At 33.4% G+C, this 26,570-nt stretch carries 20 protein-coding genes, 14 tRNA genes and 3 pseudogenes (1 of these 37 running past the window's edge); 30 read left to right on the top strand and 7 right to left on the bottom strand.

The window, feature by feature from the left end:
- The 14 genes from I5818_RS19650 to I5818_RS19585 form a co-directional block, all read left to right on the top strand.
- A tRNA-Ser gene (locus I5818_RS19650) sits at positions 1-82 on the top strand; it begins 11 nt to the left of the window's first position.
- An 11-nt stretch (positions 83-93) separates the two neighbouring features.
- A tRNA-Glu gene (locus I5818_RS19645) sits at positions 94-168 on the top strand.
- A 21-nt stretch (positions 169-189) separates the two neighbouring features.
- Positions 190-265: transfer RNA gene (locus tag I5818_RS19640), tRNA-Val, on the top strand.
- 9 nt (positions 266-274) lie between these two features.
- Positions 275-348 (top strand) — tRNA-Met (locus tag I5818_RS19635).
- Between the two features lie 38 nt (positions 349-386).
- Positions 387-463, top strand: a tRNA-Asp gene (locus I5818_RS19630).
- Between the two features lie 21 nt (positions 464-484).
- A tRNA-Phe gene (locus tag I5818_RS19625) sits at positions 485-560 on the top strand.
- Positions 561-567: 7 nt separating this feature from the next.
- Positions 568-643: transfer RNA gene (locus I5818_RS19620), tRNA-Thr, on the top strand.
- Between the two features lie 13 nt (positions 644-656).
- Positions 657-741: transfer RNA gene (locus I5818_RS19615), tRNA-Tyr, on the top strand.
- 10 nt (positions 742-751) lie between these two features.
- Positions 752-825 (top strand) — tRNA-Trp (locus I5818_RS19610).
- A 2-nt stretch (positions 826-827) separates the two neighbouring features.
- A tRNA-His gene (locus I5818_RS19605) sits at positions 828-903 on the top strand.
- Between the two features lie 37 nt (positions 904-940).
- Positions 941-1,012 (top strand) — tRNA-Gln (locus I5818_RS19600).
- Positions 1,013-1,015: 3 nt separating this feature from the next.
- Positions 1,016-1,090: transfer RNA gene (locus tag I5818_RS19595), tRNA-Gly, on the top strand.
- Positions 1,091-1,095: 5 nt separating this feature from the next.
- Positions 1,096-1,169: transfer RNA gene (locus I5818_RS19590), tRNA-Cys, on the top strand.
- A 6-nt stretch (positions 1,170-1,175) separates the two neighbouring features.
- Positions 1,176-1,257: transfer RNA gene (locus I5818_RS19585), tRNA-Leu, on the top strand.
- A gap of 326 nt (positions 1,258-1,583) precedes the next feature.
- On the opposite strand, the gene I5818_RS19580 is transcribed toward I5818_RS19585, so the two are convergent.
- On the bottom strand, positions 1,584-2,999 hold the full coding sequence (locus I5818_RS19580; protein ID WP_071977056.1) for an RNA-guided endonuclease InsQ/TnpB family protein: 1,416 nt from the start codon (positions 2,997-2,999) through the stop codon (positions 1,584-1,586).
- Between the two features lie 537 nt (positions 3,000-3,536).
- Between I5818_RS19580 and I5818_RS19575 the strand changes: the two genes are divergently transcribed.
- Both I5818_RS19575 and I5818_RS19570 read left to right on the top strand, forming a co-directional pair.
- Entirely contained in the window at positions 3,537-3,767 is a 231-nt protein-coding gene (locus I5818_RS19575; protein ID WP_071977057.1) for a hypothetical protein, read from the top strand.
- 282 nt (positions 3,768-4,049) lie between these two features.
- Complete coding sequence (locus I5818_RS19570; RefSeq protein ID WP_071977058.1) at positions 4,050-4,256, top strand: hypothetical protein; 207 nt, start codon at positions 4,050-4,052, stop codon at positions 4,254-4,256.
- A 211-nt stretch (positions 4,257-4,467) separates the two neighbouring features.
- Here I5818_RS19570 and I5818_RS19565 read toward each other — a convergent pair whose 3' ends face one another.
- From I5818_RS19565 to I5818_RS19550, 4 genes are read right to left on the bottom strand one after another with little or no spacing between them, the layout of a single operon-like run.
- On the bottom strand, positions 4,468-5,589 hold the full coding sequence (locus tag I5818_RS19565) for a hypothetical protein (RefSeq protein WP_071977059.1): 1,122 nt from the start codon (positions 5,587-5,589) through the stop codon (positions 4,468-4,470).
- Positions 5,579-6,580 carry a helicase-related protein gene (locus tag I5818_RS19560; RefSeq protein ID WP_071977060.1) on the bottom strand — a complete coding sequence of 334 codons (1,002 nt, stop codon included), beginning with the start codon at positions 6,578-6,580 and terminating at the stop codon, positions 5,579-5,581. Before I5818_RS19560 ends, I5818_RS19565 begins: the two co-directional genes overlap by 11 nt.
- Complete coding sequence (locus I5818_RS19555; RefSeq protein ID WP_071977061.1) at positions 6,522-7,220, bottom strand: helicase-associated domain-containing protein; 699 nt, start codon at positions 7,218-7,220, stop codon at positions 6,522-6,524. The genes I5818_RS19560 and I5818_RS19555 overlap by 59 nt, the downstream gene beginning before the upstream one ends.
- Positions 7,217-7,774 carry a metal-dependent hydrolase gene (locus tag I5818_RS19550; RefSeq protein WP_071977062.1) on the bottom strand — a complete coding sequence of 186 codons (558 nt, stop codon included), beginning with the start codon at positions 7,772-7,774 and terminating at the stop codon, positions 7,217-7,219. The genes I5818_RS19555 and I5818_RS19550 overlap by 4 nt, the downstream gene beginning before the upstream one ends.
- Positions 7,775-8,047: 273 nt before the next feature.
- On the opposite strand from I5818_RS19550, the pseudogene istA reads away from it, so the two are divergent.
- From istA to I5818_RS19510, 9 genes and pseudogenes are all read left to right on the top strand, one after another.
- Positions 8,048-9,338, top strand: a pseudogene (istA, locus tag I5818_RS19545) (IS21 family transposase).
- Positions 9,331-10,104 (top strand): annotated as a pseudogene (gene istB / locus I5818_RS19540) (IS21-like element helper ATPase IstB). Before istA ends, istB begins: the two co-directional pseudogenes overlap by 8 nt.
- Positions 10,105-10,237: 133 nt before the next feature.
- Positions 10,238-10,417 (top strand): hypothetical protein, encoded by a 180-nt coding sequence (locus tag I5818_RS19535; RefSeq protein WP_139254939.1) that lies wholly within the window; start codon positions 10,238-10,240, stop codon positions 10,415-10,417.
- Positions 10,418-10,563: 146 nt separating this feature from the next.
- Positions 10,564-11,600: pseudogene (locus I5818_RS19530) on the top strand (IS3 family transposase).
- A gap of 115 nt (positions 11,601-11,715) precedes the next feature.
- Positions 11,716-12,114, top strand: coding sequence for a hypothetical protein (locus I5818_RS19525; protein ID WP_455749003.1), 399 nt, complete (start codon positions 11,716-11,718; stop codon positions 12,112-12,114).
- A 24-nt stretch (positions 12,115-12,138) separates the two neighbouring features.
- Complete coding sequence (locus I5818_RS26505; RefSeq protein ID WP_078111063.1) at positions 12,139-12,315, top strand: abortive infection family protein; 177 nt, start codon at positions 12,139-12,141, stop codon at positions 12,313-12,315.
- A 246-nt stretch (positions 12,316-12,561) separates the two neighbouring features.
- Positions 12,562-12,804 carry a hypothetical protein gene (locus tag I5818_RS19520; protein ID WP_071977063.1) on the top strand — a complete coding sequence of 81 codons (243 nt, stop codon included), beginning with the start codon at positions 12,562-12,564 and terminating at the stop codon, positions 12,802-12,804.
- On the top strand, positions 12,798-13,034 hold the full coding sequence (locus I5818_RS19515; RefSeq protein ID WP_071977064.1) for a hypothetical protein: 237 nt from the start codon (positions 12,798-12,800) through the stop codon (positions 13,032-13,034). Before I5818_RS19520 ends, I5818_RS19515 begins: the two co-directional genes overlap by 7 nt.
- Positions 13,035-13,080: 46 nt before the next feature.
- A complete protein-coding gene (locus I5818_RS19510) occupies positions 13,081-13,860 on the top strand; it encodes a hypothetical protein (RefSeq protein WP_071977065.1) in 780 nt (259 codons plus the stop codon).
- Between the two features lie 486 nt (positions 13,861-14,346).
- On the opposite strand, the gene I5818_RS19505 is transcribed toward I5818_RS19510, so the two are convergent.
- Both I5818_RS19505 and I5818_RS19500 read right to left on the bottom strand, forming a co-directional pair.
- Positions 14,347-15,509 (bottom strand): IS3 family transposase gene (locus I5818_RS19505; protein WP_085959889.1). Its coding sequence is split into 2 segments (ribosomal slippage): positions 14,347-15,233 and positions 15,233-15,509, totalling 1,164 coding nucleotides; the frame shifts between segments, so codons are not numbered across the junction.
- 257 nt (positions 15,510-15,766) lie between these two features.
- Positions 15,767-16,657, bottom strand: coding sequence for a helix-turn-helix domain-containing protein (locus I5818_RS19500; protein WP_058003255.1), 891 nt, complete (start codon positions 16,655-16,657; stop codon positions 15,767-15,769).
- Positions 16,658-16,774: 117 nt separating this feature from the next.
- On the opposite strand from I5818_RS19500, the gene I5818_RS19495 reads away from it, so the two are divergent.
- From I5818_RS19495 to I5818_RS19475, 5 genes are all read left to right on the top strand, one after another.
- Entirely contained in the window at positions 16,775-18,109 is a 1,335-nt protein-coding gene (locus I5818_RS19495; protein ID WP_058003256.1) for an amidohydrolase family protein, read from the top strand.
- Between the two features lie 1,176 nt (positions 18,110-19,285).
- Entirely contained in the window at positions 19,286-21,259 is a 1,974-nt protein-coding gene (locus I5818_RS19490) for a S9 family peptidase (RefSeq protein ID WP_071977066.1), read from the top strand.
- 267 nt (positions 21,260-21,526) lie between these two features.
- Complete coding sequence (locus I5818_RS19485; protein ID WP_058003259.1) at positions 21,527-21,988, top strand: hypothetical protein; 462 nt, start codon at positions 21,527-21,529, stop codon at positions 21,986-21,988.
- 257 nt (positions 21,989-22,245) lie between these two features.
- Positions 22,246-24,246, top strand: a complete 2,001-nt coding sequence (locus tag I5818_RS19480; protein ID WP_071977067.1) for an ATP-dependent nuclease — start codon at positions 22,246-22,248, stop codon at positions 24,244-24,246.
- The gene (locus tag I5818_RS19475) at positions 24,236-26,005 is read left to right on the top strand and encodes a UvrD-helicase domain-containing protein (RefSeq protein ID WP_058003261.1); all 1,770 of its coding nucleotides are present in this window, start codon (positions 24,236-24,238) and stop codon (positions 26,003-26,005) included. The genes I5818_RS19480 and I5818_RS19475 overlap by 11 nt, the downstream gene beginning before the upstream one ends.
- Positions 26,006-26,570 lie beyond the last annotated feature (565 nt).

The following is a 26,570-nucleotide window of genomic DNA, read 5'->3' as shown; positions in this document are numbered from 1 at the left end:
CGAGTGGCCGAAGGAGCACGATTGGAAATCGTGTAGACGGTTAAGAGCTGTCTCAAGGGTTCAAATCCCTTGCTCTCCGCCATAATTAACTTTGGCCCGTTGGTCAAGCGGTTAAGACACCGCCCTTTCACGGCGGTAACACGGGTTCGAATCCCGTACGGGTCACCATTTAATTATATTATAAAAACTGGAGGATTAGCTCAGCTGGGAGAGCACCTGCCTTACAAGCAGGGGGTCGGCGGTTCGATCCCGTCATCCTCCACCATATTATTATCGCGGGGTGGAGCAGTCTGGTAGCTCGTCGGGCTCATAACCCGAAGGTCGCAGGTTCAAATCCTGCCTCCGCAATTAATGAAAATACTTTCAAGTTCTCTTGAAACTATTTTGGTCCGGTAGTTCAGTTGGTTAGAATGCCTGCCTGTCACGCAGGAGGTCGCGGGTTCGAGTCCCGTCCGGACCGCCATTATACATAAGAATATGTAAAGGCTCGGTAGCTCAGTCGGTAGAGCAATGGACTGAAAATCCATGTGTCGGCGGTTCGATTCCGTCCCGAGCCACCATTCTTTCGCCGGCCTAGCTCAATTGGTAGAGCAACTGACTTGTAATCAGTAGGTTGGGGGTTCAAGTCCTCTGGCCGGCACCATTTTTTATTTTGTGGAGGGGTAGCGAAGTGGCTAAACGCGGCGGACTGTAAATCCGCTCCCTCCGGGTTCGGCGGTTCGAATCCGTCCCCCTCCACCATTTAAAAAACAGGGGCATAGTTTAAAGGTAGAACTAAGGTCTCCAAAACCTTCAGTGTGGGTTCGATTCCTACTGCCCCTGCCATGGCGGATGTGGCGAAGTGGTTAACGCATCGGATTGTGGTTCCGACATTCGTGGGTTCGATTCCCATCATCCGCCCCATTACTTTATAAATAATTAAAATTTTAAATAGTATTAATGGGCTATAGCCAAGTGGTAAGGCAACGGACTTTGACTCCGTCACTCGTTGGTTCGAATCCAGCTAGCCCAGTACGCGGAAGTAGTTCAGTGGTAGAACACCACCTTGCCAAGGTGGGGGTCGCGGGTTCGAATCCCGTCTTCCGCTCCAAGTATGGCGGCATAGCCAAGTGGTAAGGCAGAGGTCTGCAAAACCTTTACCACCGGTTCGAATCCGGTTGCCGCCTCCATACTATGCCGGTGTGGCGGAATTGGCAGACGCGCACGACTCAAAATCGTGTTCCTTCGGGAGTACCAGTTCGACCCTGGTCACCGGTATCAAAATAGTGAAAGACCCTGAAATACATTAAATATAATGTGTTTAAGGGTCTTTTTTGTTTGTATTGCTTTTCTATAATACTGTATTTATATTAAAGGTATTTGTGAGTGAACAAGTGTCGGTTCGACTGCTTTGATTTTCATCATCATTTTAATCCTATCTAAATCGGAATTAAAATGTCACACCCGAGTATAAATCTTTTCCCCAAGTCAAGACCATGAATAGTGTGATGGTCTTGTTGGCAGAACAACATATGTTGTCACAAGTATAGTTGAGGCTATTGATGTTTAGCCAACCTCAACTAGCCTAAGCAAGGCAATGTAGATTATTTTTTCACCCAAGCAATCTCCGCTCCATATGGTGCTTTTCCTATAAAAGTGAAGCTTTGAAGCTTGTGTTTATAAAGAGGAATATTTAACTTATATCCTACCTTTTTTCCAATATTGACACTTGAATTAATATCTCTCATTAATGGGGTCCCACAGTTTTCACATGTAAAGCTACGTATATGTGGATCTCTTTTTCTCATATATCCGCAAACACAGCATTCTTTGGTAGTGTTATATTCATCAGATATTAAAAAATACTTACCACGTTTAGTTGCAACCCATTTTAAGATGCTACGGAATTTACCGATTTGTTCTTGATTCAACATACTTCTTTTCATATTTTTGAAGGGAGCATGTTTATTGGCTGGAGTATAGTCACCAATGATAACTAGATCGTATCTATCGTACAAAACATGGGCAATAGAATACAACGCTGTCTTAATTTGTTCTCGACGTTTGTTGTATGCTCTATTCACTGCAGAGTTTAATTTATTCCATCGTGGACTGTGAATTGTATAAGAATTTCCGTATTTGCTTTTTTTCGTTTTGTATTGCTTTACGCAAATATCTCGTTTGGCTTTTAGTTGATCAATTTTTTTATCCCAATAATTAATCATTAAAAGCTTCTTAAATTCAATAGAATTACCTTCATCGTCTACACCAACAAAGAAGTTTTTATGGTTAGGATCTAAGGAAATCCATTTTATATTATCTGGAATGTGAAGTTCCTGTTTAATTAATGAAGGTTTTTGAGGTAAGGGTTCATTTAACTTTTTAGACCTAATGCGCTGAACTCGATAGTTTGACATTGCTTTTTTAAATTCAATTTCTGTTTCTGAGCAGCGTTCTATGGTGAAGATTGCAAAGAACTTATCGCCTTGTTGCTTGCAAAGTCTAAACGTTTTTAATTCTTCTCCATCACCTAACTCTACATTTTCTTTCAACTTCCCAAAAATAGAAGGATTTTTTTTACCTCTTTGCTTTGGTAATCCAGGTACCTTGCCTAATGAAATAGAAACTGCTTTTCCTTCCTTTAGAATTTCCCAGCCTTTATTTGGCTCATCAAAAACAAGACTAAACCATTTTTTTCTCCAGCTCCTATGTTTAGGATATCTAGTATCACCTTTAAAGAAGCTCTTATATGCTTTAAGCAATCTTGTAGATGGTTCCTTTAACACAGAAGAGAAGACTGAGTTTAAGAATGGATGACTCTTCTTTAAAGAGACTCCGTAGTTACGCAGGTTTCTCCCCTCTAAAAGTTTTAAAGAATTATTATTTTCATAGTAATCCTTTTGGCAAGCATCTAATAGTTGATTATATAGCCAATTGCAAATTTTGCTCTGGCCATCAAGTATCAGTTCATCCTTTTTGGAAAACTCAATTTGGATCTTCTTGGTGTAGGTTAGACTCATAATTTTTCACCTCCTTATAAAAGGAACATTCGTTCTATTTGTTTCATCTTAACAAAATTAGTGTAGAATGTTCAACTCTTTAATTCTATTAAAAAGGAGTGGTTAAAAAGTATATTCAGAGAGCTTAAATGGATTAAGAACTATGAATGGAACGACCTGATACTTATACTAGCCACAGCCTTGAAAGAAGAAATTTGTGACCAGTGCTTTATGAAGGAAAACAAAATTCACTGCTTATGGAGGCCTAGGCAAGGGGGAAACTCATTTTAGGAACGGTCATGGAGTTAAGGCATGCGAAATTGAATAAAAAGTTCCGTTTTTTTAGAGTAGCAAACTTAGTTGGGCAATTAGATGATGCGTTGAAGGAAGGTACTTCAACAAATTAAAACGCAGGTAGAGAAGTGTGATTTGCTGTATTCAGTGAATTGGTTGGTTCTGCCCCTTTTCAAAAATAAAGATTTGAATTCTTGTTTCACATTATTAATATATTGGTGATACTATCCAAAATTGATATATAAATAAATTGGAGGTAATACCATGTTAGGAAAAAATATTACCCCTGTATTTTTTGTATTATTAGTATTGGATCCATGTAATATGTTAAATGCCAAGACTAATCAATTAAATTACTGGACCTATTACACCAAAAATCAATGGATAGTTGATTTTGAAAATGAAAAAAATGATTCAAAATGGGGAGACTTAAAAGAGGGAACAATTTTGAAATCTAAAAGAATGTTGAGTTTAAAAGTTATAGAAACGAACTAAATTCTAAAACAAAATTCTTATTAAGTCTTGATGATGAAAAAAGGATTTTAAATAAAGAATGAAAGTTGTTTTTGCAAATTTAACTGTATACGTAAAATCTAATAAACTTGAGTCTATAATCAGTTGGCATGATAAACCTGTTACTATTAAATATGGTAGAGTAGCAGAAATGAAGATTAATAACTAAATAAATATATCTGTTATAGATCATTTCACCCGGAGTTTTTTGCTATAATTGAATTGATATTACTAAAATCTGACAAAACTTTTTGAGGTGTAAGTATGAACGAAGAATTAAAACAAACATTTAATAAACATTTTGATAATGTCAATAAACAATTTAATGATATTAGAGGACAATTTACCACGATTAATAAGAGGTTAGATAAAGTGATGAGTGAGAAAGAAGAAACTCAAAAGGAAATTCGCAATAAAATGAAGAAAATTCTTGATAATTTAGAAAGTGCTAAAGGAGTAGTGGGTAGGTAAGAAAATCTCCCGCCTTTTTCTAAATCAATATGATATTATAAAAAATAAGTATTAAAGGAAAAGTTATAAAAAAACTTTTTGTATTAAATAATAGGGATTAGAATATGGAAAGATGAACGAAATATTAAATGATAAATACAATTCAGTTGTTTTAGGAATAAAAAGCTGCTAACTAATGTTAGCGGCTTTTTCAAATAATTGGGTTGCATATTCAGAAAGTGGGCAAGTTTGAGATTTCTTTTTCTATTTCATAATGAACCACATCGGGGACTAATATGGATTTAGCCATTAAAGTTGAATAAAAAAGCTTCCCTCCTTTTGGAATCTTTTTTATTTTATCTAATTCGATGTCAAACACTAAAAAATAATGAGAATCTTTTAACGAGCAAAATGGTAGTAGATCCAAAAGAATAAAAGGCTCATAGTGGAAAGGATAGAATAATTCAAAAGCAGCTGATACGAATATGGCTTTTGTATTCCAAACAGGAGGGAAACTTGTTTTCGTTATGTACCAACTTTCAGGAACTAATTTAACAAATGTTTTTTGACCTTCTTTATATACTTGAATTAAACCTAACGATTTTGCTTGATCAAATTCAAAGGAAGTATCTGTAAGAACCGTCATATCGACCCATTCATCCGGAGCCATTTGGTAATGAGACACTTTTTTCAAAAAGGATAACACACGATCTTTACTTATTTTTTGGTAAAACTCTTTTAGTATTTGGTCAATTGGTCTTCTTTTCCACTCATGGTACCTTGAAACATTCATTGTGTACAGGTTTTTGGATCTTTGTATGAAATCAAACTGGACCATGGCATTGATGATCTTCCAAAGGGATGTTGAATCGATACATAATTCTTCAGAAATTCTTCGTATATTTCGATCGTTTTTTCGATTAATTAATTTGATTTCTTGTACCTTTTCAAAATAGGACAATACTAAAATAAATTTCAAAAAAAGAGTGTGTCGTACATCATCACTTTTTGAAGGGAAAGTTTTTACATACTGTATTCTTGTCCATTGGCGAATTTGGTCACATAAATCATCAGGAAGTATACCATTGACAGTTATACCGTATCGATTCAGCAAATGTTTTTGCTCTTCCGAAAGCGGTTTTTGGGTATGCGCATAAAGTTGTAAATCTTGAATTGTTTTTTCGCCGATTTCAGGGATTAATATGGGCAGTTTATTCCCATCTAAGTAAAAATCCGCAATTTTTGATGCAATCCACGAAGATACAGAATCGTGGAACACGCTTATACGTAAGTTTTTTAGTATGTCTCTTAATTCTTCTATGTCTAATTGCATTAACGCCTCTTTATGATTCAAAAAACTCCCCTCTTTCCATTAGATCTTGAAATTTTTTGATCTGATAATGAAAACCTTGATTGATTAATTTTCTCCTTCTTTTTGAATAGTATCTTTCCTCTTCTGTATTTTCTGAAATGAGGGAATATAATACTGCTTTTTCTTTCCCGAATTCAGCGGGTAACAGTTTTCCTAAACGAAGATATTCTTCTCGTTCCGAACCTTGTTGATGTGAAAGGGCGATCATCACTTCCACCATACTAAGAGGCATATGTTCAATTAATTTGGAAGCAGTTAACAATTTATCGATTTTTTGTTCATTAAACGCATTAATAATGTTCAGACGTTCTTCTTCATTTAAATGACTGTCTAGGATATCGAATTTAAACCGATCCCGGAATTGGTTAATTACCTCTTGAAAGTAAGATACTAATAATAATCGTTTGGTTACTTCTTTTTTCAAAAGGATATGGACAATTTTGGCTTTATTGGAGTTTAAGCTATCTGCATTCACTTTTTTATGAGGATCACGGCTTAAGTAGTGTTGCTGCTCTTCTGTTGGCAATGGAATTTTGACTTCGATGCATGTTACCGGAACATGTACCTTTTGATGAACTAGTGTTAGGTATAAAACCTCATACCATTTAGGTCCAATTAAAGCTAAAACGAGATTCCCATTACCATCGGACCTTGCAAGGGTGGACGCCAACGCTAGTTTATTCGCCGATGGAATATCGATAGTTTTTTCATGTTTTGGTGTAGGAAATACATGAGCGTCATCGTATATCACAAATCCAAATCCTTGTAATTGATCCGCAAAATCACAGAGACCGCTGTAAGTACCTATGGTGACTGGTTTTAATTTTCTCATATTAGGATTAAAAACACTGATATTACTTTCGGTAAGGTCTGTGTTCTCCAAAATTCCTCTTTTCCAATTTTCTACTTTATATTTATCTTCGACAATAATTAAAGTCGATGTTTTTAATGCTTCCATTATCTTTAAGCCCAACAATCATTTTCCCTGAATTTGGAGGCATGATTATTGTTCCGCCACCACCAGCTTGATGGTGATGGTTTAAATAATGATTGATTGCTAAAAGTTGATACTTATGTAACGATTGTGGAATAACCCTCATGTCCAGTTCATCGCCCCATTCATATATGGCATCCTTTACAAATAAGTTGTGCTCAAATAATACCTTTTTAATCTCTCGTCGGTACCTAAGAAGGAACATTAGTATATTAGGGTCCTCTGTTGGAATTAACTTTCCACGAATACTGTCTAATCCTTTTATTTTTTGAATGAGCTCGACCGTTTCGGCTCTTAAAATAAGATAATCTTCTTTTATCAAAAAGGTTAAAGATCCAAAATGTTCCATGTCTTTTCTGATCTCTTGCTTCAATTTTTCGGGAATTGAATTCTGTGAGTTTTCTTCTAAGAAATCAATTAGCTCCTCTGAGCTGATTCCTTTTGCTTTTGCTGTCCATAGCGCATAAGGACTTAAAACATAAGTATGAATTTGTTCCGGTGCTTGAATTAAATCTGCATATTGGATTAATCGTTGACTTATTTTTCCGGTTTTATCAAGAGCCTCTACCACATAAATGACTCGACTATCCGGATGTATAATCAGCGGTTTTTGAATCATGTCATCACTCCTTTTATAATCTCTACTAAAATATGAATCATCTTATCTAATAATTCAGTGGAAGAAAGAATAAAATAATGATGTAAATGACCTAGGATAAACACAAAGTAAACTAAAAGAATGGTAAAGATATAAAAGAGGATATCTTCTGAAAGGCTTCCGGTTTTATAAGAGAGTGGTAGTTTAGGACGAAAAGGATGGAATGGTAAGAACAACTGAATACTTCGAACAGAGAAAAAGTCACCGAATAAATGAAAAAGGTATCCTAATGAGATTCCAATAGTGAAAGGAGTAGGAGATAGTAGACAAAAAAAAGAAACGATCCCCCAAGCAAATAGGCTATGTGTTATACCACGGTGCCCAAATGTTTCATTAACAAACGAAGCAAATCCAAAAGATCTTCGTCCGATAAAAGACCGTGGTTCATCAATATCCGGTAATAAGGATCCAAACATGATGCCTAAAACATAGCCTACGTGAAAGGGATAATGAAGCGTTATGGAGATTCCTGCCCCTAATGTTAGTGAACTAACTATGTGGGTTTTATAACGCAATTGAATCAAGCTCCCATAATTTTTTATTAATGGGTATGCTTGGATATTTAAAGATATTACAACTAGATAACGTTTGGTGACGTGGCAGCTTAATCTTGTGCCATCATCGTATTATATAGTAAGCTGAATGGCCTTAATTTGCCTAGAATAATGAAAGATACCAATGGGTTCTAATCCCTTTTATAAATGATACCCTAATCATGTACAGAAACGATTGTCTAAGAGTGTACAATTTCGTCAATAAACTTGCATAATATTCTTGAGGTGAATATTGTGCATTTACAATTAAGTATTAAAACAGATATTGAAATTAGTAGTTTTTTAGATTTGCCGAAATTAAAAATGTTGATGGAGAATTTAAAAATGAAAATTAATAAGAGTAGACTGGCTCGGGATATGGGGGTTGATCGGCGTACGATTGATAAATATCTTTCGGGCTATATACCCAAAACTTCCCGGAAATGCACATCAAAAATTGATGAATATTACGGGACCATTTCGCTGCTATTATCAGAGGATTCTAAACAAGTATTTTATTACAAAAGAGTACTATGGCAGTACTTAAAAGAGAATCATGGGTTAAAGTGCGCTGCATCTACCTTTAGAGCTTATATATCATCTAAACCAGAATTTCAAAAGTATTTTGATTCTGGGAAGCCAAAGGGAACACACAGCGAATTTATTCGCTTCGAAACACCGCCTGCTGAACAAGCACAATTAGATTAGAAAGAAAATATCCGATATATTACAAAAGATGGGGAAATCATCTATGTGAATATTGCCGTGTTGTTACTTGCATATTCAAGATTTAGAACATATTATTTATCCCTTTCAAAATCCCAAAGCGTCTTATTATCTTTCCTCACGGAAAGTTTTGAAGCGCTTGAGGGGAGTTCCTAAAACGATTGTGACTGATAATATGAAAACTGTCATGGACGAGCCTCGAACCAAATACACGAAAGGAAAAGTAAATGTACGTTTTGATCAATTCGCACAGGATATGGGATTTAAAGTCAAACCCTGTATTGCCGGAAGACCCAATACAAAAGCCAAGATAGAAGCTCAAATGAAGATACTAGACGAGATACATGCTTATCAAGGAAAGTTTGACTACGAAGAGCTTCATCAATTTGTTCAAAAACTGTGCGATCGAATCAATCATAGCTACCATCAGGGAACAGGGAAAATACCTGTATTGGCATTAAAAAAAGAAAAAGATCTCTTATCCCCACTACCAAATGAAAGAATAAGAGACCACTATAAAATCGATCATACACTCGTGAAAGTAAATACTTCCAATATGATAACCTACAAATCCAATCAGTATTCAGTTCCAACTGGATACATAGGAAAAACCGTAGGTTTACAAGTATATGATAACCATATCTTTGTTTATTATAACACGGATTTAATTGTCGAACATACCATTAGCCCGTTGAAAATCAATTACAAACAAGAACACTACATAGAAACATTGGCTAGGGGACTGCCTTCTTCGACGAATATTGAAGAACTGGCAAAGAAAAATCTAGAGGCAATTAATGAGGTGTATAAAAATGAATAGTAGTTATGCAAAACTTGTACAAAATCTTGAATACTTAAAGTTAAAGCAGATGATCAATCATTTTGATGAAACAATTGATTTCATGACCATAAATCAACTTCCATTTGTAGATACATTAGTCAAACTTACTGATTACGAAATTGATATGAAGGAAATAAACATGGTGAGATCTATGGTAAAGGTTGGGGCATTTCCTCACATGAAAGAAGTAAAGGACTTTGATTTCAATTTTCAACCTTCCATAAATAAGCAACAGATATTAGATTTTACGACCTTGCGATTTATTGAGTTAAAAGAAAACATCGTTTTTCTTGGCCCAAGTGGGGTCGGGAAAACCCATTTAGCTACCTCAAATGGTATAGCTGCTGCTAAGAAAGGAACCAGTACGTATTTTATTAAATGTAATGATTTGATCATGAACTTGAAAAGGGCAAAACTAGACAATCGGTTAGAAAATAGATTAAAGCATTATGCCAAATATAAGCTGCTTATTATCGATGAAATTGGATATCTTCCAATTGACGCGGAAGATGCAAAACTGTTTTTTCAGCTAATTGACATGAGATACGAAAAGAAAAGCACAATCTTAACTACAAATGCCATTTTTAAAATATGGGGAGAAATTTTTCAGGATCCCAAAATAGCCAATGCCATTTTAGATTGAGTCCTCCATCACGCAACTGTAGTCAATATAATAGGAGACTCATATCGTCTTAAAAATCATTTTGATAAAGAAAATGAACGAATGACTGAGAAAGGAGATTAATGGAATGAGTACTTATATAGCCTTAGGGGGCAACTGAATTTTTCCATTCACACAAAGTGAAATGCAGCCAAAGTGATCTAGAAGAATGGATGAAAAGCACAATCAAGATTAACAGAAATGACCAAGTTACTGAATGGGATATGTATGTAGTAATTGGTGGCGATGCAAAGGAACGGCATATGAGCCAGGTATTGATGATCAAACGAAAATCGCAAGATTAATGGATGAGATAAAAAAGCTAAAAAATGAAAATGATAATTTAAAAGAAATAAAATATAAGCTAGAAGAACAGTTAGGAATACTACCATTTTAATCGGTCCCCTTCCGAAAGGTAGGGGACCGATTAAATAAACACTTTACGTTTGCATTCACAAACATAATTGTACATTCTGATGCTAGACTAAAAAGTAGACACAGATTGTTATAATAAAAATATAAATTATAAAGAGGTGTGTCTAATTGGGTAGAGGAAATGGAAAACGTTATGGCGAAACATATAAAAAAGAAACTGTAAAGTACATTGCGGAGAATAATAAGTCTATTGCACTGGTTTCGAGGGGAACAGGTGTGAATACCAATACTTTACATGGCTGGATCAAAAAATATGGTCAACAGCCTTAAATAAAAGAAGTGCAAACATTTTCTAGCCCTGATGCTGAATTGAGAGCATTAAAAAAACAATTACGTGATCTTGAGGAAGAAAATGAAATCTTAAAAAAGGCGATGCACTACTTTGCGAAAATTCCTCGGTAAAATATGAATTCATTCATAAACACCACTCCCAATTCCGAGTGGAGAAGATGTGCAAAGTCCTGGGAGTTTCCAAAAGTGATTACTTTAAATGGCTTATCCGGCCGAAAAGTGACCGCACCGTTTCTCGCATTATGACGAAGAACCAATGGAAATCTTGAACAGTCAAGAAATACAAGGCTACGACCAATTCGAAGCATCATCATCCAGTGAGTGAAAACGTTTTAGATCGACAGTTTAAAGCAAGGAAATCAAACCAGTTTTGGGTAACGGATATCACGTATATTCCAACCAATGAGGGCTGGTTGTATTTGGGGATCGTAATGGACTTGTATTCTCGTAAAATAGTAGGTTGGGCCATGGACAAAACCATGACCAAGGAATTAGTTATCGCTGCATTAAAGATGGCGTACAAGCGACAAAAGCCAGGGAATGGAGTTATCCAACATTCGGACCGAGGTGTCCAATATGCTTCTTCCGAGTATCAGAAACTATTAAAAAAGTACAATATGATAGGCAGTATGAGCCGAAAAGGGAACTGTTATGACAACGCTTGTATTGAGTCTTTTCATGGCATTCTTAAACGTGAGCTAGTATATCAGGCCAAGTATAAAACTAGAGAAGAAGCGAGGAAATCACTGTTTGAATACATCGAGTTCTTCCACAATTCCAAGCGGATCCATTCGACGTTGGGGTACTATACACCAAATGAATTTGAGCGAATGTATGGAAATTCTGTAGCCTGATTTTGCCTTCATAAAAAAGTTTAAATCGCTCTTTATTTAAACTTTTTTATGAAGGCCACCAAGCGAAAGAGCGGTAGAAAAATCTGTGTCTATTTTCTTGACGTAGTATCACAAAATGGGATGGAATACACTTTGTACCTATCTTAAAGTGAAAGTTTCTTTTGACGATTTGGATTTTTTTGAAGGTCATAAAGAATTGCTTACCCAGACAGCAAGTCTCATATATGACAAACAAGGTGATAATGTATTGGTAGATACGGTTTTGTTACCACTGCCAGAGGATTATGAAGTAATCGATTTTAGTCAGCTTAAAATAAATGATGTGGTCCCACAAGCCATTGAAGATGCTGAGTCTTTCATGAGTAATGGTGAATATCAACGTGCATTTGATAGAGTTCACACTGCTTTTTATGGATACTTAATTGAAATACTAAAAAGATATGGAATTACAGCTCCTAGGGACGAAAATCTATCCAAGTTATATAATAGAATACAAGCATTAATTGAAACATAAATTCAACCTGTTGAACTTGCTGATATGGTAAAGACAACGATATGGTCATCAAATGGAATGATCAATTCTCTGAACAAAGCAAGAAACAGACATTCACTTGCACACCCTAATACAAATATCATTGGGAAAAGAGAAGCTAAACTAATAATAGGTATTACAAGTACAGTTACAGATTACATTAGTGAATACCTCGATAGTTAGCATCATTAACTTAGCTGCTATTTTTTTAGATTCATACCTGTCACCCATGGTGGCTAGTCAGAGATCTGGTGAATTATCAAGGACTGTATTATCCCAGTGCAATAATTTTATTTTACATAGGATTAGAAATAATAATAATTTGGATCAAATGAGAAAAAGCATTTCCTACATTAGTGACTCCCAATTGTTTAGACTTTCCTAGCCACTATACTGCAGCAAAGATTTATGAAATGGAGGTAGTGGAAATTGAATAAATCTAAGTATCAATTTGACGAACTGGATATTCAGTTTTTAGAATATGTTCAAATAATACTTGAAAGATATTATAAAGATGAAGCTCCCTCCGTACTAGCTAAATCAAGTCTATTAAAAAGACTTTCAGAGGATCCGAATTATGTTCATCACTATGATGAAGAATATTGGGCTAAATATGTATATAGGGAATATGAACAAAAGAAAACTAATAAAAGAAATAACAAAAATTGTTAAGTGTTAATGGAAATTTAACTTTATCTGATATAAAGGTTGTGAAGGTTATGGATAAAGATATTTCAGCTACCATAGTCAAAGAAATAATAGCAGACTTTTATGGGAGATATGGGTTAGAACAATATTTCCGTAGTCTGAATCCAAAAATTCAAGTTGAGATTTATGAAAAGTGGATTGAAATTGTATCGACAAGACTTCATGAGGAAGGTATGATTCATCGCACTATTTAGAAGATAATTGATGTAATTCATTATAAACGATTTTGGAGGAAATAATTTGGATGCACTAACGATTTTTCAAAAGATTGCAGAAGTTACAAACATGGGTCCCTTAGAAGTTACCATGTGGTTGATAATTGTGGCTTTATTTGTTTGGCTATATAGGGAATTTAAAACCCAATATCAAAAGAATAAAGATTTACACGCTGCCAAAACGGAAAAGTCTATAGCTAATATAAGCAAGTCTTTGTCCGCTGCCTATCAATACAAATCTGACAATTCTAAAGGACTGGAGTTCTTTGTTACCGTATTTGATTGTTTTTCATCATTTGATTCATATGATATTAAAGACATTAAAAAAATCATAAATGATAACTCTATAAAAGAAAAAGAAAAAATAGAGGAGATTTCCAAAAAGTTATATCAACAACTTATTTATTTGAGTGAAAGAAATAAGGAATTAAATGGTGCTAAGTCTGGAATAGAAATATTAGACTATGGTTTAAATAAAGTTAAAGACATTATTTATCCTATTGGACAAGCATTCCTTACTCTTTTTGCAACATTATGTATTTTTATCATAATTTCTATAAGTGATAATATTATACTTAATTTTATAAGATTAACTGCTGTTTTCCTTATTATAATATTACCTGTTGGTTTTATTGATTTCTATCAAAAGGAGAAGCTAAAGAAAAACAGTATTATTTCTATCATTTTAATTATTATCTCTTTAATATTTTTAATCTTTCAATATAGTACATTAGTGGTTATTTTCTTTTTAGTGATATTTGTTGTTTCCTTAACATGCCTTTTTAAATTTGGTCTAAAAAGGTAAGGGGAACACCCTTTTGTTCTTCGTACCTCAATGGAAATAAGACATTTCCGTTAAGTCATTTAGGTTTGTGCAATATATACCGCACTGTGAAACAAAATTAACTTAAAAAATGATTTGTTGTAATCACCACTACATCTCATTTTTTAATAATATCATCTACGGTCAGCACTCTACACACTTGGATTGCGGGAACATTAATATTACTTTTTAGCAGACCACCTGCTAAACTTAATGGTGGGAACATACATTTAGAATGTTTTTGTATAATAAAATTTATTATATTGTTTATTGGCCTTAGGAAAATAATCCTTTGCTCTAAATATTTACTATCAAAAATCTTTTTACACAAGTTTCGCACTTTAACCGAATAAAACCTTGGATTATCAATACTTATTGACCTATTTCGACCCCGACCACCGATATAAAATAAAAGCCCATTAATCTTTTCTTGAACTGACCCGTTAAAATGAGACTTAGAAAAAACACCTATGCTGCCTGTCCCCTGTATTCCAGTGGGGACAGGTAGTTTAATTTTGCCTGAATTCGTACATGATTATATCGGTACATGTATTGATTTACAATTTGTACTACTTTAGAATTGGATATAGATGCTCTACTTTGAGCGTTGAATCCTTCCGACTTTAGCGAGGAGTGAAAGGATTCAATGACGGCATTATCATGGCAGTTTCCTTTTCGGGACATGCTTGTGGTAATGCCTTTTTCTTTGGCCAAATTCTGATATGCATGTGAAGTATAGACAGATCCCTGGTCGCTATGAAGAAGTAACCCTACTGGTTTACGTAATTCTACAGCTTCCCTCAATGTGTCTAATACTAGGTTAATATCTTGGCTCGTACCTATTTTGTAAGCCACTATTTCGTTGTTATATAAGTCCATAATCGTTGATAAATATAACATAGTCGAGCCATAAGGTAAGTAGGTAATGTCGGTTACCCATTTTTCATTTAATCGGCTTGCTTTAAAATTACGATTGAGAGTGTTCGGCACAATAATATTACTCTCACCACAAATGTACTTTTGTCGCTTCTTCTTAACTTGACACTGAATCTCAAACTTTTGCATAATTTTTTGTACAGTTTTGCGGTTTACATTTATCCCATACTTTCTGTTTAAGATGGATTTAATTTTACGATGACCATAGTGATAGAAGTTTTTCTTACACAGCTTGATTACTAGCTCTTCTAATGAAGTTAGCTCAACTTTTTTATACTTCTTTTTCCAACGGTAATATGTTGACTTAGGTATGCCTAATACTCCAAGAATATCAATTATTTTAAAAGTGGCTGAGAGTTCTTCTACAACTTGGACAATGACTCGTGGCTCCAACTCCTTTCGATCTCCTGGTACTTTTTTATAATTGCCAATTGAGCCTCTAGCTGTTTATTCTTTAGTTTTAATTCTTCTAGCTCACTCATTTCCTCCGATTCTTTACCGTAGGAATATTGTTTTCCAACTTGTTGCGAAAATCGATAGGTTTGGCCTGTTTTGTACCATCGCATCCATGTTTTAATTTGAGTCTTATTTTTTATCCCCAGTTGTTCCATTATTTCTTTGTTTGTCATTCCAGCTTGTTTCATTTTAATTACTTCCCATTTTACTTCTTCTGCGTAATGTACTCTTGTGCCCATAGAAAAACACCCTCCTAAGAATCATATTGTATTAATACGATTCAGGGGGTGTTTTTTCCTTGTCTCATTTATTTGGGTCTCTCCATCTAATGTTTAATGGGCTTTTTGTTCCGTTCCGGTATTTAGAATAGAAATACATGCTGGTGTCATTATTATTATTTTTAGTCTTTTAATTAGTCTACTTACGAAACAGATCCGTAAAGCAACATAAAATATTAATAAAACCCAATCATTCATTGGTTAGGATTTTATTGTGATTATACAATTTGCAGCAGGTATTGCTCGATACCATACGCCATCTTAGTAGAATTCAGATCATTTAATAATTGAATAGCTTGTTTTATTTTTGCAATCCCTTCTTCTTTGTTGCCAGTTCTGATGTCGTAGGCACCCTTTAACTCTAATAAATGTACTCTTTCCATTAAGTTGCTTTCGGGAATGGTAATCGTCTCAAGATACGATATAAACTCACTAAATTCCTTTTGAAATGTAAATTCTTCGTGAAATCGATTCACAGGACCAAGCAAATAGATAATGGTATTAAAAAGCACAGCTGTAATCGCATCATTCACCTTTTTATAGTCTCTAAATCGAGCACTTTTCTCATAAGCGGTTCTGGATAGCATAATGACCATATCTGGCTGGAGTAATAGTAACGTTCCATTATACAGTGATAATTCATAATAACCCCAAACCTCTACCCGAAATAAATAATCGGAAAGAAGGCTTAAATCATACTCTTGTATTCGATCGACGGTATATTGTGTATCTACTATACTTTCATATACCTCTATTAATAGAGCATTAAAATGATAAGTTTCTACCCCATATTGCTTCCACTTCTTTAACGCCTTGTTTTTTAGCTGCTTAAGTTGTTTCACGTCCCTATTTAAATAAGCAATTCGCGCTGTTTTAAAAAATTGTTCCAATTTATCAGGCCGAAAATCGTTATGTATGTATAAGAACTCATCAAAGTTCATCATTAACTTATCCAATAATCTTGCCATGAGACCAAGAGTTATATCAGAATCTCCACGTTCAAACTTTGATAAAAAAGAGACAGAACAGATGTTATCTGCTAACTTTTTTAAGGTTATTCCTTTTTGTTTTCGTATCATTCTTAGTGTTTTACCGTATTCCACCGCCACTTATACTCCCCCTGAAAAGATAAGAATTCCACTATATGACAATTTTAAAATGCCATTGTTTAAATCAATATACAATAAAGTCAGAATAATGGATATATATTTAAGGAGGAAACAAAAATGGAAAAATTATTAATCAAAAATGGAACGATCATCGATGTGGAAAATGGAGGATCTTTTATAGGAGCAATGGAAGTAGAAGGAAATAAGATAAAAAGAATCATGAAGCAGGATGAAGTGTTACCTGAGGGCATAGAGACAATTGATGCTAAAGGAAAATATATTATTCCGGGTCTAATCGATATGCATTGTCACATTAATGAGAGATTCGCACCCCATTTTGTAGCTTCAGGGGTAACGACAGTACGAAATGCAGCAGGTAATGTCAACTTACTTCAAAACTTAATTGATAAACCTGATCATGCGCCGACACCAAGAGTGTACGCGTCAGATAGAATGATTGACGGTACACCTGGACAATGGGGTCCAACAAGTTATGGTAATTTTGTAACAGATGACCCAGAAGAGGCAAGGAAAGAAGTTCGTAGACAAGTTGAAGTGGGAGCGAAATTTATAAAGCTGTATGGTTGGATAAAAAGAGACGTTATGGAAGCGGCAGTCGATGAGGCGAAGAAATATAACTTAGAAGTAGCCTGTGATTTAATGAATTCAAAGGAGTTAACTATTTTAGATGCAGCTGAGTTAGGGGTAAATTGGATTGAACATATATCTGGTTTTGCACAAGAGATGTACAAAGGTTGGAATCCATTAGTAGACCAAGAGGAATGGAGTCATATCGATTGGGATAACCCAGATCAAGAAAAAATAAAGGGGATTTGTGAGAAAATTCTGGGATACAATGTAAAACTATGCCCAACAATGGTAGTTTTTGATCAATCTATGAAATACCCTGACATCTGGTCACCTAAAAATCATGTTTTAGAATCCACATTAAATATAAATTACCTTATGCAATACTGGAAAGATAATGCGGAATATGTAGAGTCTATAAAATCCAGAACTGCAATTATAAACAACTTAACGAAAGCTATTGCTAAAACCTACTATGATATGGGTGGAACGGTGGTTGCTGGAACTGATACTCCAGCCTTAATGTTTACGTACCCAGGTATGGCTTTACACCGCGAACTAGAAATATTTGTGGAAATTGGTTTTACCGAAATAGAGGCTCTACAAGCAGCAACAGTGAATGCGGCTAAGTCTATTCATCTAGATGACATTGGAACACTCCAAGAAGGAAAAATTGCAGACCTAGTCATCTTAAACAAGAATCCATTAGAAAATATTAAACATACACAGGATATTGATTTGATCGTTAAAGGTGGAAAAGTATACAATCAAGAGGAAATTTTAAGTAGTATACCAAGTGAAGAAGAAGTTAATAAATCCATGCAAGCTTTTATCGAGGAATGGGAAGAGGCAAGTGTAAATTAAGTATTGGGATTATTAATATGGAAATGGTAAGAGTAAATGTAAATTTCTTTAGTGATGATGTGATAGAAAAACATAGAACTTTTTCACCTTTAACAATTTATATAAAAGGATGTAGCGATTATAATCGTTTTAGCTATAATTAAATGTTGTAAGAATAATAAAAGTAGTTTTGATTAGAGGTTAATACATGGAGAACTTGGTACATTATATTTATACTTTCGTGGGTGTAATAATCGGTATATATCTTTTTATTACAAAAAGGGATTCTCGAAAATCACTCTTAATGCTCTTGTTATCTTTAATTGCTTTTTACAGTAGTTCATATGTGTTTTATTTTATAACTAAGCCAATTAATTTAATTTGCACAGGATTAATACTAGTTCTTTGGATTATTGTACTCCGACTTGTTAAAAAGTTTAATTCAAATAAAGAGCAATTTTTCTGGAATATTTGTGTAATCTATGTAGCAATCTATCATATCTTGCATTATATCTTCGACCCGATTGCTCACAAAAATATAATGTATGCTTTTGTGTTTGTTATCTATACAAATGTTGGTATTCTTTTACTTGGATTGTATTATTTTTTAAGAGTTTACAAAAAATAATTTTTCTTAAATAGTTCCTTTTTAGACCTTCAACCCTGAAGGTCTTTTTCATATTTGTAAATAATATATCAGTTAAAGATTGTAAAAGTAGAGCATAACCTAAATAAACAAATCGATGAATTATAAAAAAGAGCGGATTCAATATGAGTAAAGGAAAATTTTATCCTATGTTAGCGTTTCTATAGTTGAACAGAACGAACAAGACAGGTAAAAGCTATTGAAGAGAGAGCCAACATAGAGAAATATTATATGCGTGAGGGAGATAACATTATCATTAATCATTTTTCACTACTTGCTAGGAGTACAAAAGATTTATTTGAATTGGTGGAGTAATATGGGGAACTGATTTACAGAATATGCACCGCAAACTTTCTCCTGATGAAAGTCTTAAAAGGGTAGCAAAATAAAAAGAATTAATGCAAAATTTGATATAATGTGACTATAAGGCTAGGATAATTTTTGGGGAGAATTTAGGTCATACAGAAAAGGAAATATTTAATGTTTTTAACTTTGATAATGTAGTAGGTACTCAAGATGCCTATTTGTTTATAGTTACGAGGGGGACATGAATGCAAATGAATGAAAAAACATATCTGAGTATAGAAGAAATTATTTCATTACCAACTTTATCAGGTACAAACATAAGTGAAAATGGCAAAAACGTTGCATTTGTCAAGAAGACTGCTAACTGGAAAGACAATAAATATAGGAATCATGTATGGATATATGAAAAAGATAAGGGGCAGTGTTACCCATTAACAACTGATGATATTGATAGTACATACCCATTATGGTCTCCAGATTCTAGAGATATCGCATACCTTAGTCCAGTTGGTGACGGGGAAAATAAGAAAAATCAGATCTTTATTAAGTCAATAGATGGTTATAGTGGGGTTCAAATTACTGATGAGAAAGAAGGGGTCAGTAATTTCAAATGGGAGCCTACTGGCAAGGGTATTTATTATGTTGCACAGTCAAAAGAATCTGAGGAGATAAAGAAACGTAAGGAACGATATGGTGATTTCCATCATGTAGGTAAGGAATACCAGAATAATAGTTTATATTACATTGAAATAGAAAAAGTAATACAAAATGATAAAGATGATCACGAAAACAGCGTTGTTTATCAACTAACTGATGGTAAGGATTTTCATATCCACGAATTTGATGTTTCAAATGATGGGAAAAAGGTTGTATTTATGGCTACACCAAGTCCAAATATGGGAGATAATATCAATGGAGATCTATACATACTAGATATTAATGATGGAGAGCTACAAAAGCTGAATATAGATAAGTTGTTGGGAGGGAGTGTTTGTATCTCTCCTGATGGCAGAAAAATATGTTACGCTGCAAGTATAAGGGAGAAGGATTACTATAAGGCCCACATACAAGACAGTACACTAGAGATATATGATATTTACAATGGAGAGCTAATTCACCCTTTAACAGATTTTGATAGTACGGTTATTCCATTACGGTGGACAGATAAAGGAATTTTAATTAGATGGCAGGATAAAACTAATTATCTTATTGGGTTGTTATCTGAGAATGGCACTGTGGAAATGTTAAGCGAAAGAGAAAATAGCTTTATAGCGGATGCTTCTATAACAAGGGATGGAAATCATATCTCCTATAATAAGGCGATAACAAATGAAACCTTTGAAATTTATTTAGACGATAAAAAAATAACGAATGAAAATAGCTATTTCGAAGGAAAGCTTAAAAGTAACAGGGAAATAATCTTATGGAAAAGTAGTGATGGTCTTGAAATAGAGGGAGTTTTATCAACCCCAGTAGAGTTTGACGCAAATAAAAAATATCCCTTATTAGTGGTAATCCATGGTGGTCCGGCTTGGGCATCATTTCCAATATTTTCAGACTGTTTTAATGAGAAATATCCGATTGAACAGTTTATCGAAAAAGGCTTTATCGTTTTAGAACCAAACTACAGGGGAAGTTCTGGTTATGGTAATGAATTCTTAAAAGCAAACTATAGAAAACTGGGAATTGCTAACTACGATGATGTTATATCTGGAGTGGATAAACTAGTTGACAAAGGGATTGCCGATAAAGATAGAGTAGGGGTTATGGGATGGAGCAACGGGGGATATATATCCGCTTTCTGCTCTACGTTTAGTAGTAGATTCAAAGCTATTTCAGTTGGAGGTGGAATTACTAATTGGAGTACCCATTATGTAAATACAGATATCCCTTACTTTATTAGGATGTATTTAGGAAATAATCCATGGAATGATCCAGAGATATATAATAAAACATCACCAATGACATATATTAAATCAGCCTGTACTCCCACTTTAATCCAACATGGCGAAAAGGATGCAAGAGTTCCAACTACAAATGCGTATGAGCTATATCAAGGATTAAGGGATATGGAAGTTGATACAGAATTAATTATATTTAAAGGAATGGCATATAGTTCTGACCAGCCAGGAATTAATGAGGCTATTATGAAGCAGAATTTGATGTGGTTTTCACACTATATTCTTGGAGAAAGTATGGAAGGTTTTAGGGTATTATGATTTCCATGTGAATTTCCACTGTCTATTACTCTAGCAACTACAATAACACTCGAAGTCTATAATCATCCTTAGTGAAATGCAAGCATGAACTAAATAATAAAGAAGCTACAAATTCCCGGAAATGAAACAAAATTGATTATTGTGCCTCGGATGAACAAATCAGACAAAGCTGAAAAAAACCCCTTTATAACAATCCGTCTACATGGAACATGCTATAATTATAATGGAAAATATTTGAAACAATTAATGAGGAAAGGAGTGGTACAGATGAGTTGGACAGTACTAGGTTTTGGAAAAAAACACAAAGGCAAAACCCTGCCTCAAATTTTATTTAATGACCCAGATTGGTTTTATTGGGCTTACGAAGAGGGGGTACTGATAGGGAGAATTCCACAAAGTGAAGTACAGGAAATTTACGAGAAATCCCGTAATATAAAGATACCTCAGAAAGATCATCATGCAGAGTTTGTATTTGACGGTATCCGAGGTGTTTTTGCAGACATGAAGTTGGTTACATCTGACAGACCAAAACATGTAGGATCGAGCCAAACCCAGCGTTTAGACAGGATAGATATGGCTCTAATTCGATTTGCCAAACAATATGACAAACTGGGATACGCTTTGCTAATTCCCATTTTGAAAGAGATTTTGTTTGGGGATAGCAAACTTCGAATGACAAAAAAGAGAGCTGAAGATTTCTTTAACGATCCAAGCAATTTCATACCCTAAACAAGAATAGCATCCCTACACAACTATTTCAGCAATTTAGAACGGTTATATGTCTCCCCCTTTACGTATATTATTGATTTATATTTAAAAAATATATTTATATCATAAATAAGTATAACCGCTCATAACACCGATTATGAGCGGTTGTTTTTTATATTAAATCCTTCCAAACTACTAAATATCTTTTAAACAGAATATTATGCATAATTTTACAAATTGTATCTTAAAGCCTATTATTAATGAAAGGAGGTCTAGCAATGTATTTACATAGTTTAAGATTATGGAATTGGAGAAAGTTTGGGGTGGAATTAGATGGGAAATACGGATTTGAGATTGAATTTAATAATGGGTTGAACATAATAGTTGGTGAAAATGATGCTGGCAAAACTGCTATCATCGATGCAATTAAAACTGTACTTTCTACTAATAACCAAGATACTAATTGGGTTACAGAACAAGATTTCCATCAGGAAAGTACAAAGCTTAAAATAGAGTGTATATTCAGAAGTTTAAGTGATGAAGAAGAAGCCTATTTTTATGAATGGTTAACTATATACCCTGATAGAACTGATCTTCGAGTAATAATGGAAGCTGAAATTTACGAAGATATAAATAAACAAAAGAAAATTAAAAAGACTATAAAAGCTGGTCCAGAGAACTTAGAGAAAAGTCTTGAAGATACTGTTAGACAATTATTATCAGTTACATATTTAAAACCTTTAAGAGATGCTTCAACAGAATTGAGTCCTGGCAAACGATCTAGAATTGCGCAGGTTGTAAAAAATTTGAGTGATTTTACTGAAGATAGTAGTGAACAAAAACAAATTATCGAGAGTTTTAAAACAGCCTTTGATAAATTAAAGAAAGTTTTAGAAGTACCCGTACTAAAAAAGATTGAATTAACAGTTGATCAATTTTTTGAGGATAATAATAAAAAGGTTCCCGAAATACTAAACAAAGAAATGAGTTTCGTAGAGATTTTAAGAAAATTAGAATTGAACTTAGGTGAAGTTGGTACAGGTTTGGGAAGCTCAAATTTATTGTTTATGGCTGTTGAGTTGCTACTTTTAAGTGAGGAAGCAATTGGTCCCAAAATAGCAATGATTGAAGAAGTAGAAGCTCATATACACCCACAAGCACAATTACGTATAATAAAACATTTTGAGGAAAATTCTAAAGATACTGGTATTCAATATATATTTACATCCCACAGTCCAATTCTAGCATCCTCAATTTCCCTAGAAAGTATAATCTTCATTTATAATAAACAAGCTTTTCCTATGAAAAAAGGGCATACAAAATTAAAAAGTGATGATTATGAGTTTTTAGAGAGATTTCTAGATGCAACCAAAGCAAATATGTTTTTTGCACAAGGAGTTATCTTCGTAGAAGGAGATGCAGAAAATTTACTTCTACCAGCTATTGCAGAAGTTATTGAAAGACCTCTACATAGATATGGTATTTCCTTAATAAATGTTGGTAATTTAGCATTTAAAAGATATACATCAATCCTCTTAAGATCAGATGAAAGTAAATTAATGGAGTTTCCAGTCTCAATTATCACAGACCTAGATTTGAAGCCAGTTGAATACTACAATGGACCTTGTTATCTCAATATAAACGAGAGCTTAAATCACACAATTGCTAGATTCTACGGTACTGATGAAATTAAAAATGAACTCGAAAGAATTTATGTAACTACAAAGGATGTGTTTAATAAATCAAAGACTTTATATGGTCATAAAATTAAAGAAAAATTTACTGAAGAAGACGAACAAAAACAAAAATTTAAAGAAATAGAAAATCAAATTGAGGGACTATTAAAAGAATTAACACCTGAATTTGATAAGTATATTGAAGAAGTTCAAGGAGCCATTAAGACAAATTACTTCAATAGTATTGAAAAAACGAAAGTCTTTATTTCTAAACCTTGGACTTTGGAGCATTCAATTGCAATGAGTAAATTAGGAGTAGCCTTTGAAGATATATTATTAGAAATTAAATATATTCAACAACCTAATAGAGATAAGCAAAAACAACTATGGATTAACTGTCCAGACAGTAATTCCAGGGCAACAGCTGTATATAGGTTTTTGTTAGAAAAAGAAATATCCAAAGCTATAGTAGCTCAAAAATTTGCTAAATATTTGGTAGATAATAAAACAAGTATAAAAGAAATTTTATTAGAAGATCCTTCAATAAAACATCTTGTTGAAGCTATATATCATGTTACAGGAGGAGAGGACGGTGCAAGTTAAAGAAGAAGACTATAAATTAGTAGAAAGCATATTACTAGATAATAAAGCTGAATTTAATAGTTTACAAAGAGAATTTATTGAACTATTAGAAACTAAAACAATTATTGCAGGTCCAGGTGCAGGTAAGACCACTGCTTTAGCCGCAAAAATTGTAATTTTACTTAAATATTTGAATATGACAAAAAGTAAAGATGGTTTATGTATTATTACACATACAAATGTAGCGGTTAATGAAATAAATAGTGCATTACTTAAAGCGGGAGTTGGGACAATTAGCCATCCACACTTTATTGGAACTATTCATGAATTTTTTAATCGCTATTGTGTAATCCCTTACTTTAAATATAAATATCATCATAATAATTTGTTGTTTGATAATGAGGATACAAGCGATTTGGGGTATTATAAAACATTCGTTGGAATTAAAATACCTTGGATTAATCAGGACAAGTTTAAAAAATTTAAAGATAGCTTTCCTGAAAGAATTAGTAAAAGTGAATTATTTTTAAATGAAGATAACGAATTGAATTTATATAACACTACAAATTGGGATAAATTCGAAAGTTATAGAGAATTAATGCTTAATGCTAAAATGTCTAGAAAATCAAAGGGATTTCTCACTTATGACGATACCTTTTTATTTTCAAAGATTTTCTTATTTGAAAATCGATTCAAAGAAGTGTTACGTAAGAGGTTTAAATATATCTTCTTAGATGAATTTCAAGATACTCACCCCCAAGGTATGAATTTATTAGAAGATTTATTTATTACACCTAATAATGTTTTTCAGAAAATTGGTGACCCATATCAGACAATCACATTTAACCAACCAATGCCTCTAGTAAGAGAAGAAAATATTTTTAGAATAAATATAACAAATCGTTTTGGAAATGAAATTGCAGAACACTTAAATGTAATTATACCTGATTCAAATATTCGATCAATTCTTGAAGTAAAAAAGTCCTTCACACCAATTATCTTGTTATATAAAGATAAGAATGATATTTATCCTACATTTAAGAAAATTATTCAAGAACACGAGGAACACGATGCTAATTTTAGAGGAAGTAATAAAAGAGATAAGGTTCTAGTATTAGAACGAAAATGGGCTTCAGATGTTAAAGCTGGGGTTTTATATAAGGAGAAAAGACAAAAAAGGTTAATATCAAAGAATGAAGCACTGAAAACTATTATATTTGACTTTATTATTAAAAGAATAGTTTATGATGGGGGGACACTTTCAGAAGTTAAAGAATGGCTTAAAAATCATTCACAAGTGCATTTACTTAACAAATTGCTTATTAAGATTATTAAAAAAGGTGGTATAGATGGAACGGAAATTGAATTAAAAAATCTGATTAATGTATTTTTAGAAGAAAGAGGATCATCGAAAATAAATATTAATAATAATTTATTTAAAAAACTTAAAGATATAACTTTTGAAATCCAGGTAGATGAACATAAAGAAGATGAGGACGATATTTTTACTATACATTCGGTTAAAGGTGAAACTCTTCGTTCTGTCCTATTAGTAGATTTTGAAGAAAAGCATTTGACAAATGTCTTACTTCATAAATACGGTACTAGTCAAGAAGAAAACTATGAGTATACACATCAAAATTTGTTTTATGTTGCTATGAGTAGGGTTACACATTTATTTGTTTTTGCAATGCAAGAAAGTGATTGTACATCCGAAATTAAAAAAGTGTTAGAAAAGAAATGGAGAATTGAAGAAATAAAATCAACGGTGGAAGTTTAATTAGAGATAACTTGCTAAAAAATTATGGGTTTTCGCCATAAAACCCTTTCAAATGGGATGTAAACCAATATCAGGTTAAGGCTGAAACAAAATCTGGAACTTTAAATGTTCCAAATGAGTATAGTGAAGAAGCTAATTATATAGTAGAGCTAATCAAGAAATTAGTAACCTTATCACTAGAAAAATATAAAATAATTCAAACATTACCCTAGTTTGAAGTTAATTAACTAAGTTAAAGAAGAGTACAATCAAACGAACATTTTAGCCCCCACAACTGTTATTTTTAATAAACGTAGTCAAAAACGTAGTCAAACATTTTCAATAATAGCTATAAACCTTTGGAAACACTCGTATTATAGCGTTTTATGAGACTGTTGTTCGACTCCCGCCGTCTCCATACATACCATTACATCGGAAATCACTGAAGGTCAAACCCCTTGATATATAAGGGTTTTAACCTCATTTTTTTGTTTTTGAATTTCATGCTAATAGCATTCTGACGTAGTTAATTTCGTTATTAAAAGATTAGAACGGTTTTTAAAATATTTTTAGGTTCCTCGAATTT

The sequence above is a fragment of the Heyndrickxia oleronia genome, from assembly GCF_017809215.1.
Lineage (GTDB): Bacteria > Bacillota > Bacilli > Bacillales > Bacillaceae_C > Heyndrickxia > Heyndrickxia oleronia.
The sequence above is the reverse complement of the archived record's forward strand: the minus strand, read 5'-3'. Positions and strand labels throughout refer to the sequence as shown.

Bases quoted from the DNA above. Each gene is read 5' to 3' on its own strand.
- I5818_RS19580 (WP_071977056.1), bottom strand. From the start codon at position 2,999: ATGAGTCTAACCTACACCAAGAAGATCCAAATTGAGTTTTCCAAAAAG.
- I5818_RS19575 (WP_071977057.1), top strand. From the start codon at position 3,537: ATGTTAGGAAAAAATATTACCCCTGTATTTTTTGTATTATTAGTATTG.
- I5818_RS19570 (WP_071977058.1), top strand. From the start codon at position 4,050: ATGAACGAAGAATTAAAACAAACATTTAATAAACATTTTGATAATGTC.
- I5818_RS19555 (WP_071977061.1), bottom strand. From the start codon at position 7,220: ATGATTCAAAAACCGCTGATTATACATCCGGATAGTCGAGTCATTTAT.
- I5818_RS19535 (WP_139254939.1), top strand. From the start codon at position 10,238: ATGGGATATGTATGTAGTAATTGGTGGCGATGCAAAGGAACGGCATAT.
- I5818_RS19525 (WP_455749003.1), top strand. From the start codon at position 11,716: ATGGGATGGAATACACTTTGTACCTATCTTAAAGTGAAAGTTTCTTTT.
- I5818_RS26505 (WP_078111063.1), top strand. From the start codon at position 12,139: ATGGTAAAGACAACGATATGGTCATCAAATGGAATGATCAATTCTCTG.
- I5818_RS19495 (WP_058003256.1), top strand. From the start codon at position 16,775: ATGGAAAAATTATTAATCAAAAATGGAACGATCATCGATGTGGAAAAT.
- I5818_RS19490 (WP_071977066.1), top strand. From the start codon at position 19,286: ATGCAAATGAATGAAAAAACATATCTGAGTATAGAAGAAATTATTTCA.
- I5818_RS19485 (WP_058003259.1), top strand. From the start codon at position 21,527: ATGAGTTGGACAGTACTAGGTTTTGGAAAAAAACACAAAGGCAAAACC.
- I5818_RS19480 (WP_071977067.1), top strand. From the start codon at position 22,246: ATGTATTTACATAGTTTAAGATTATGGAATTGGAGAAAGTTTGGGGTG.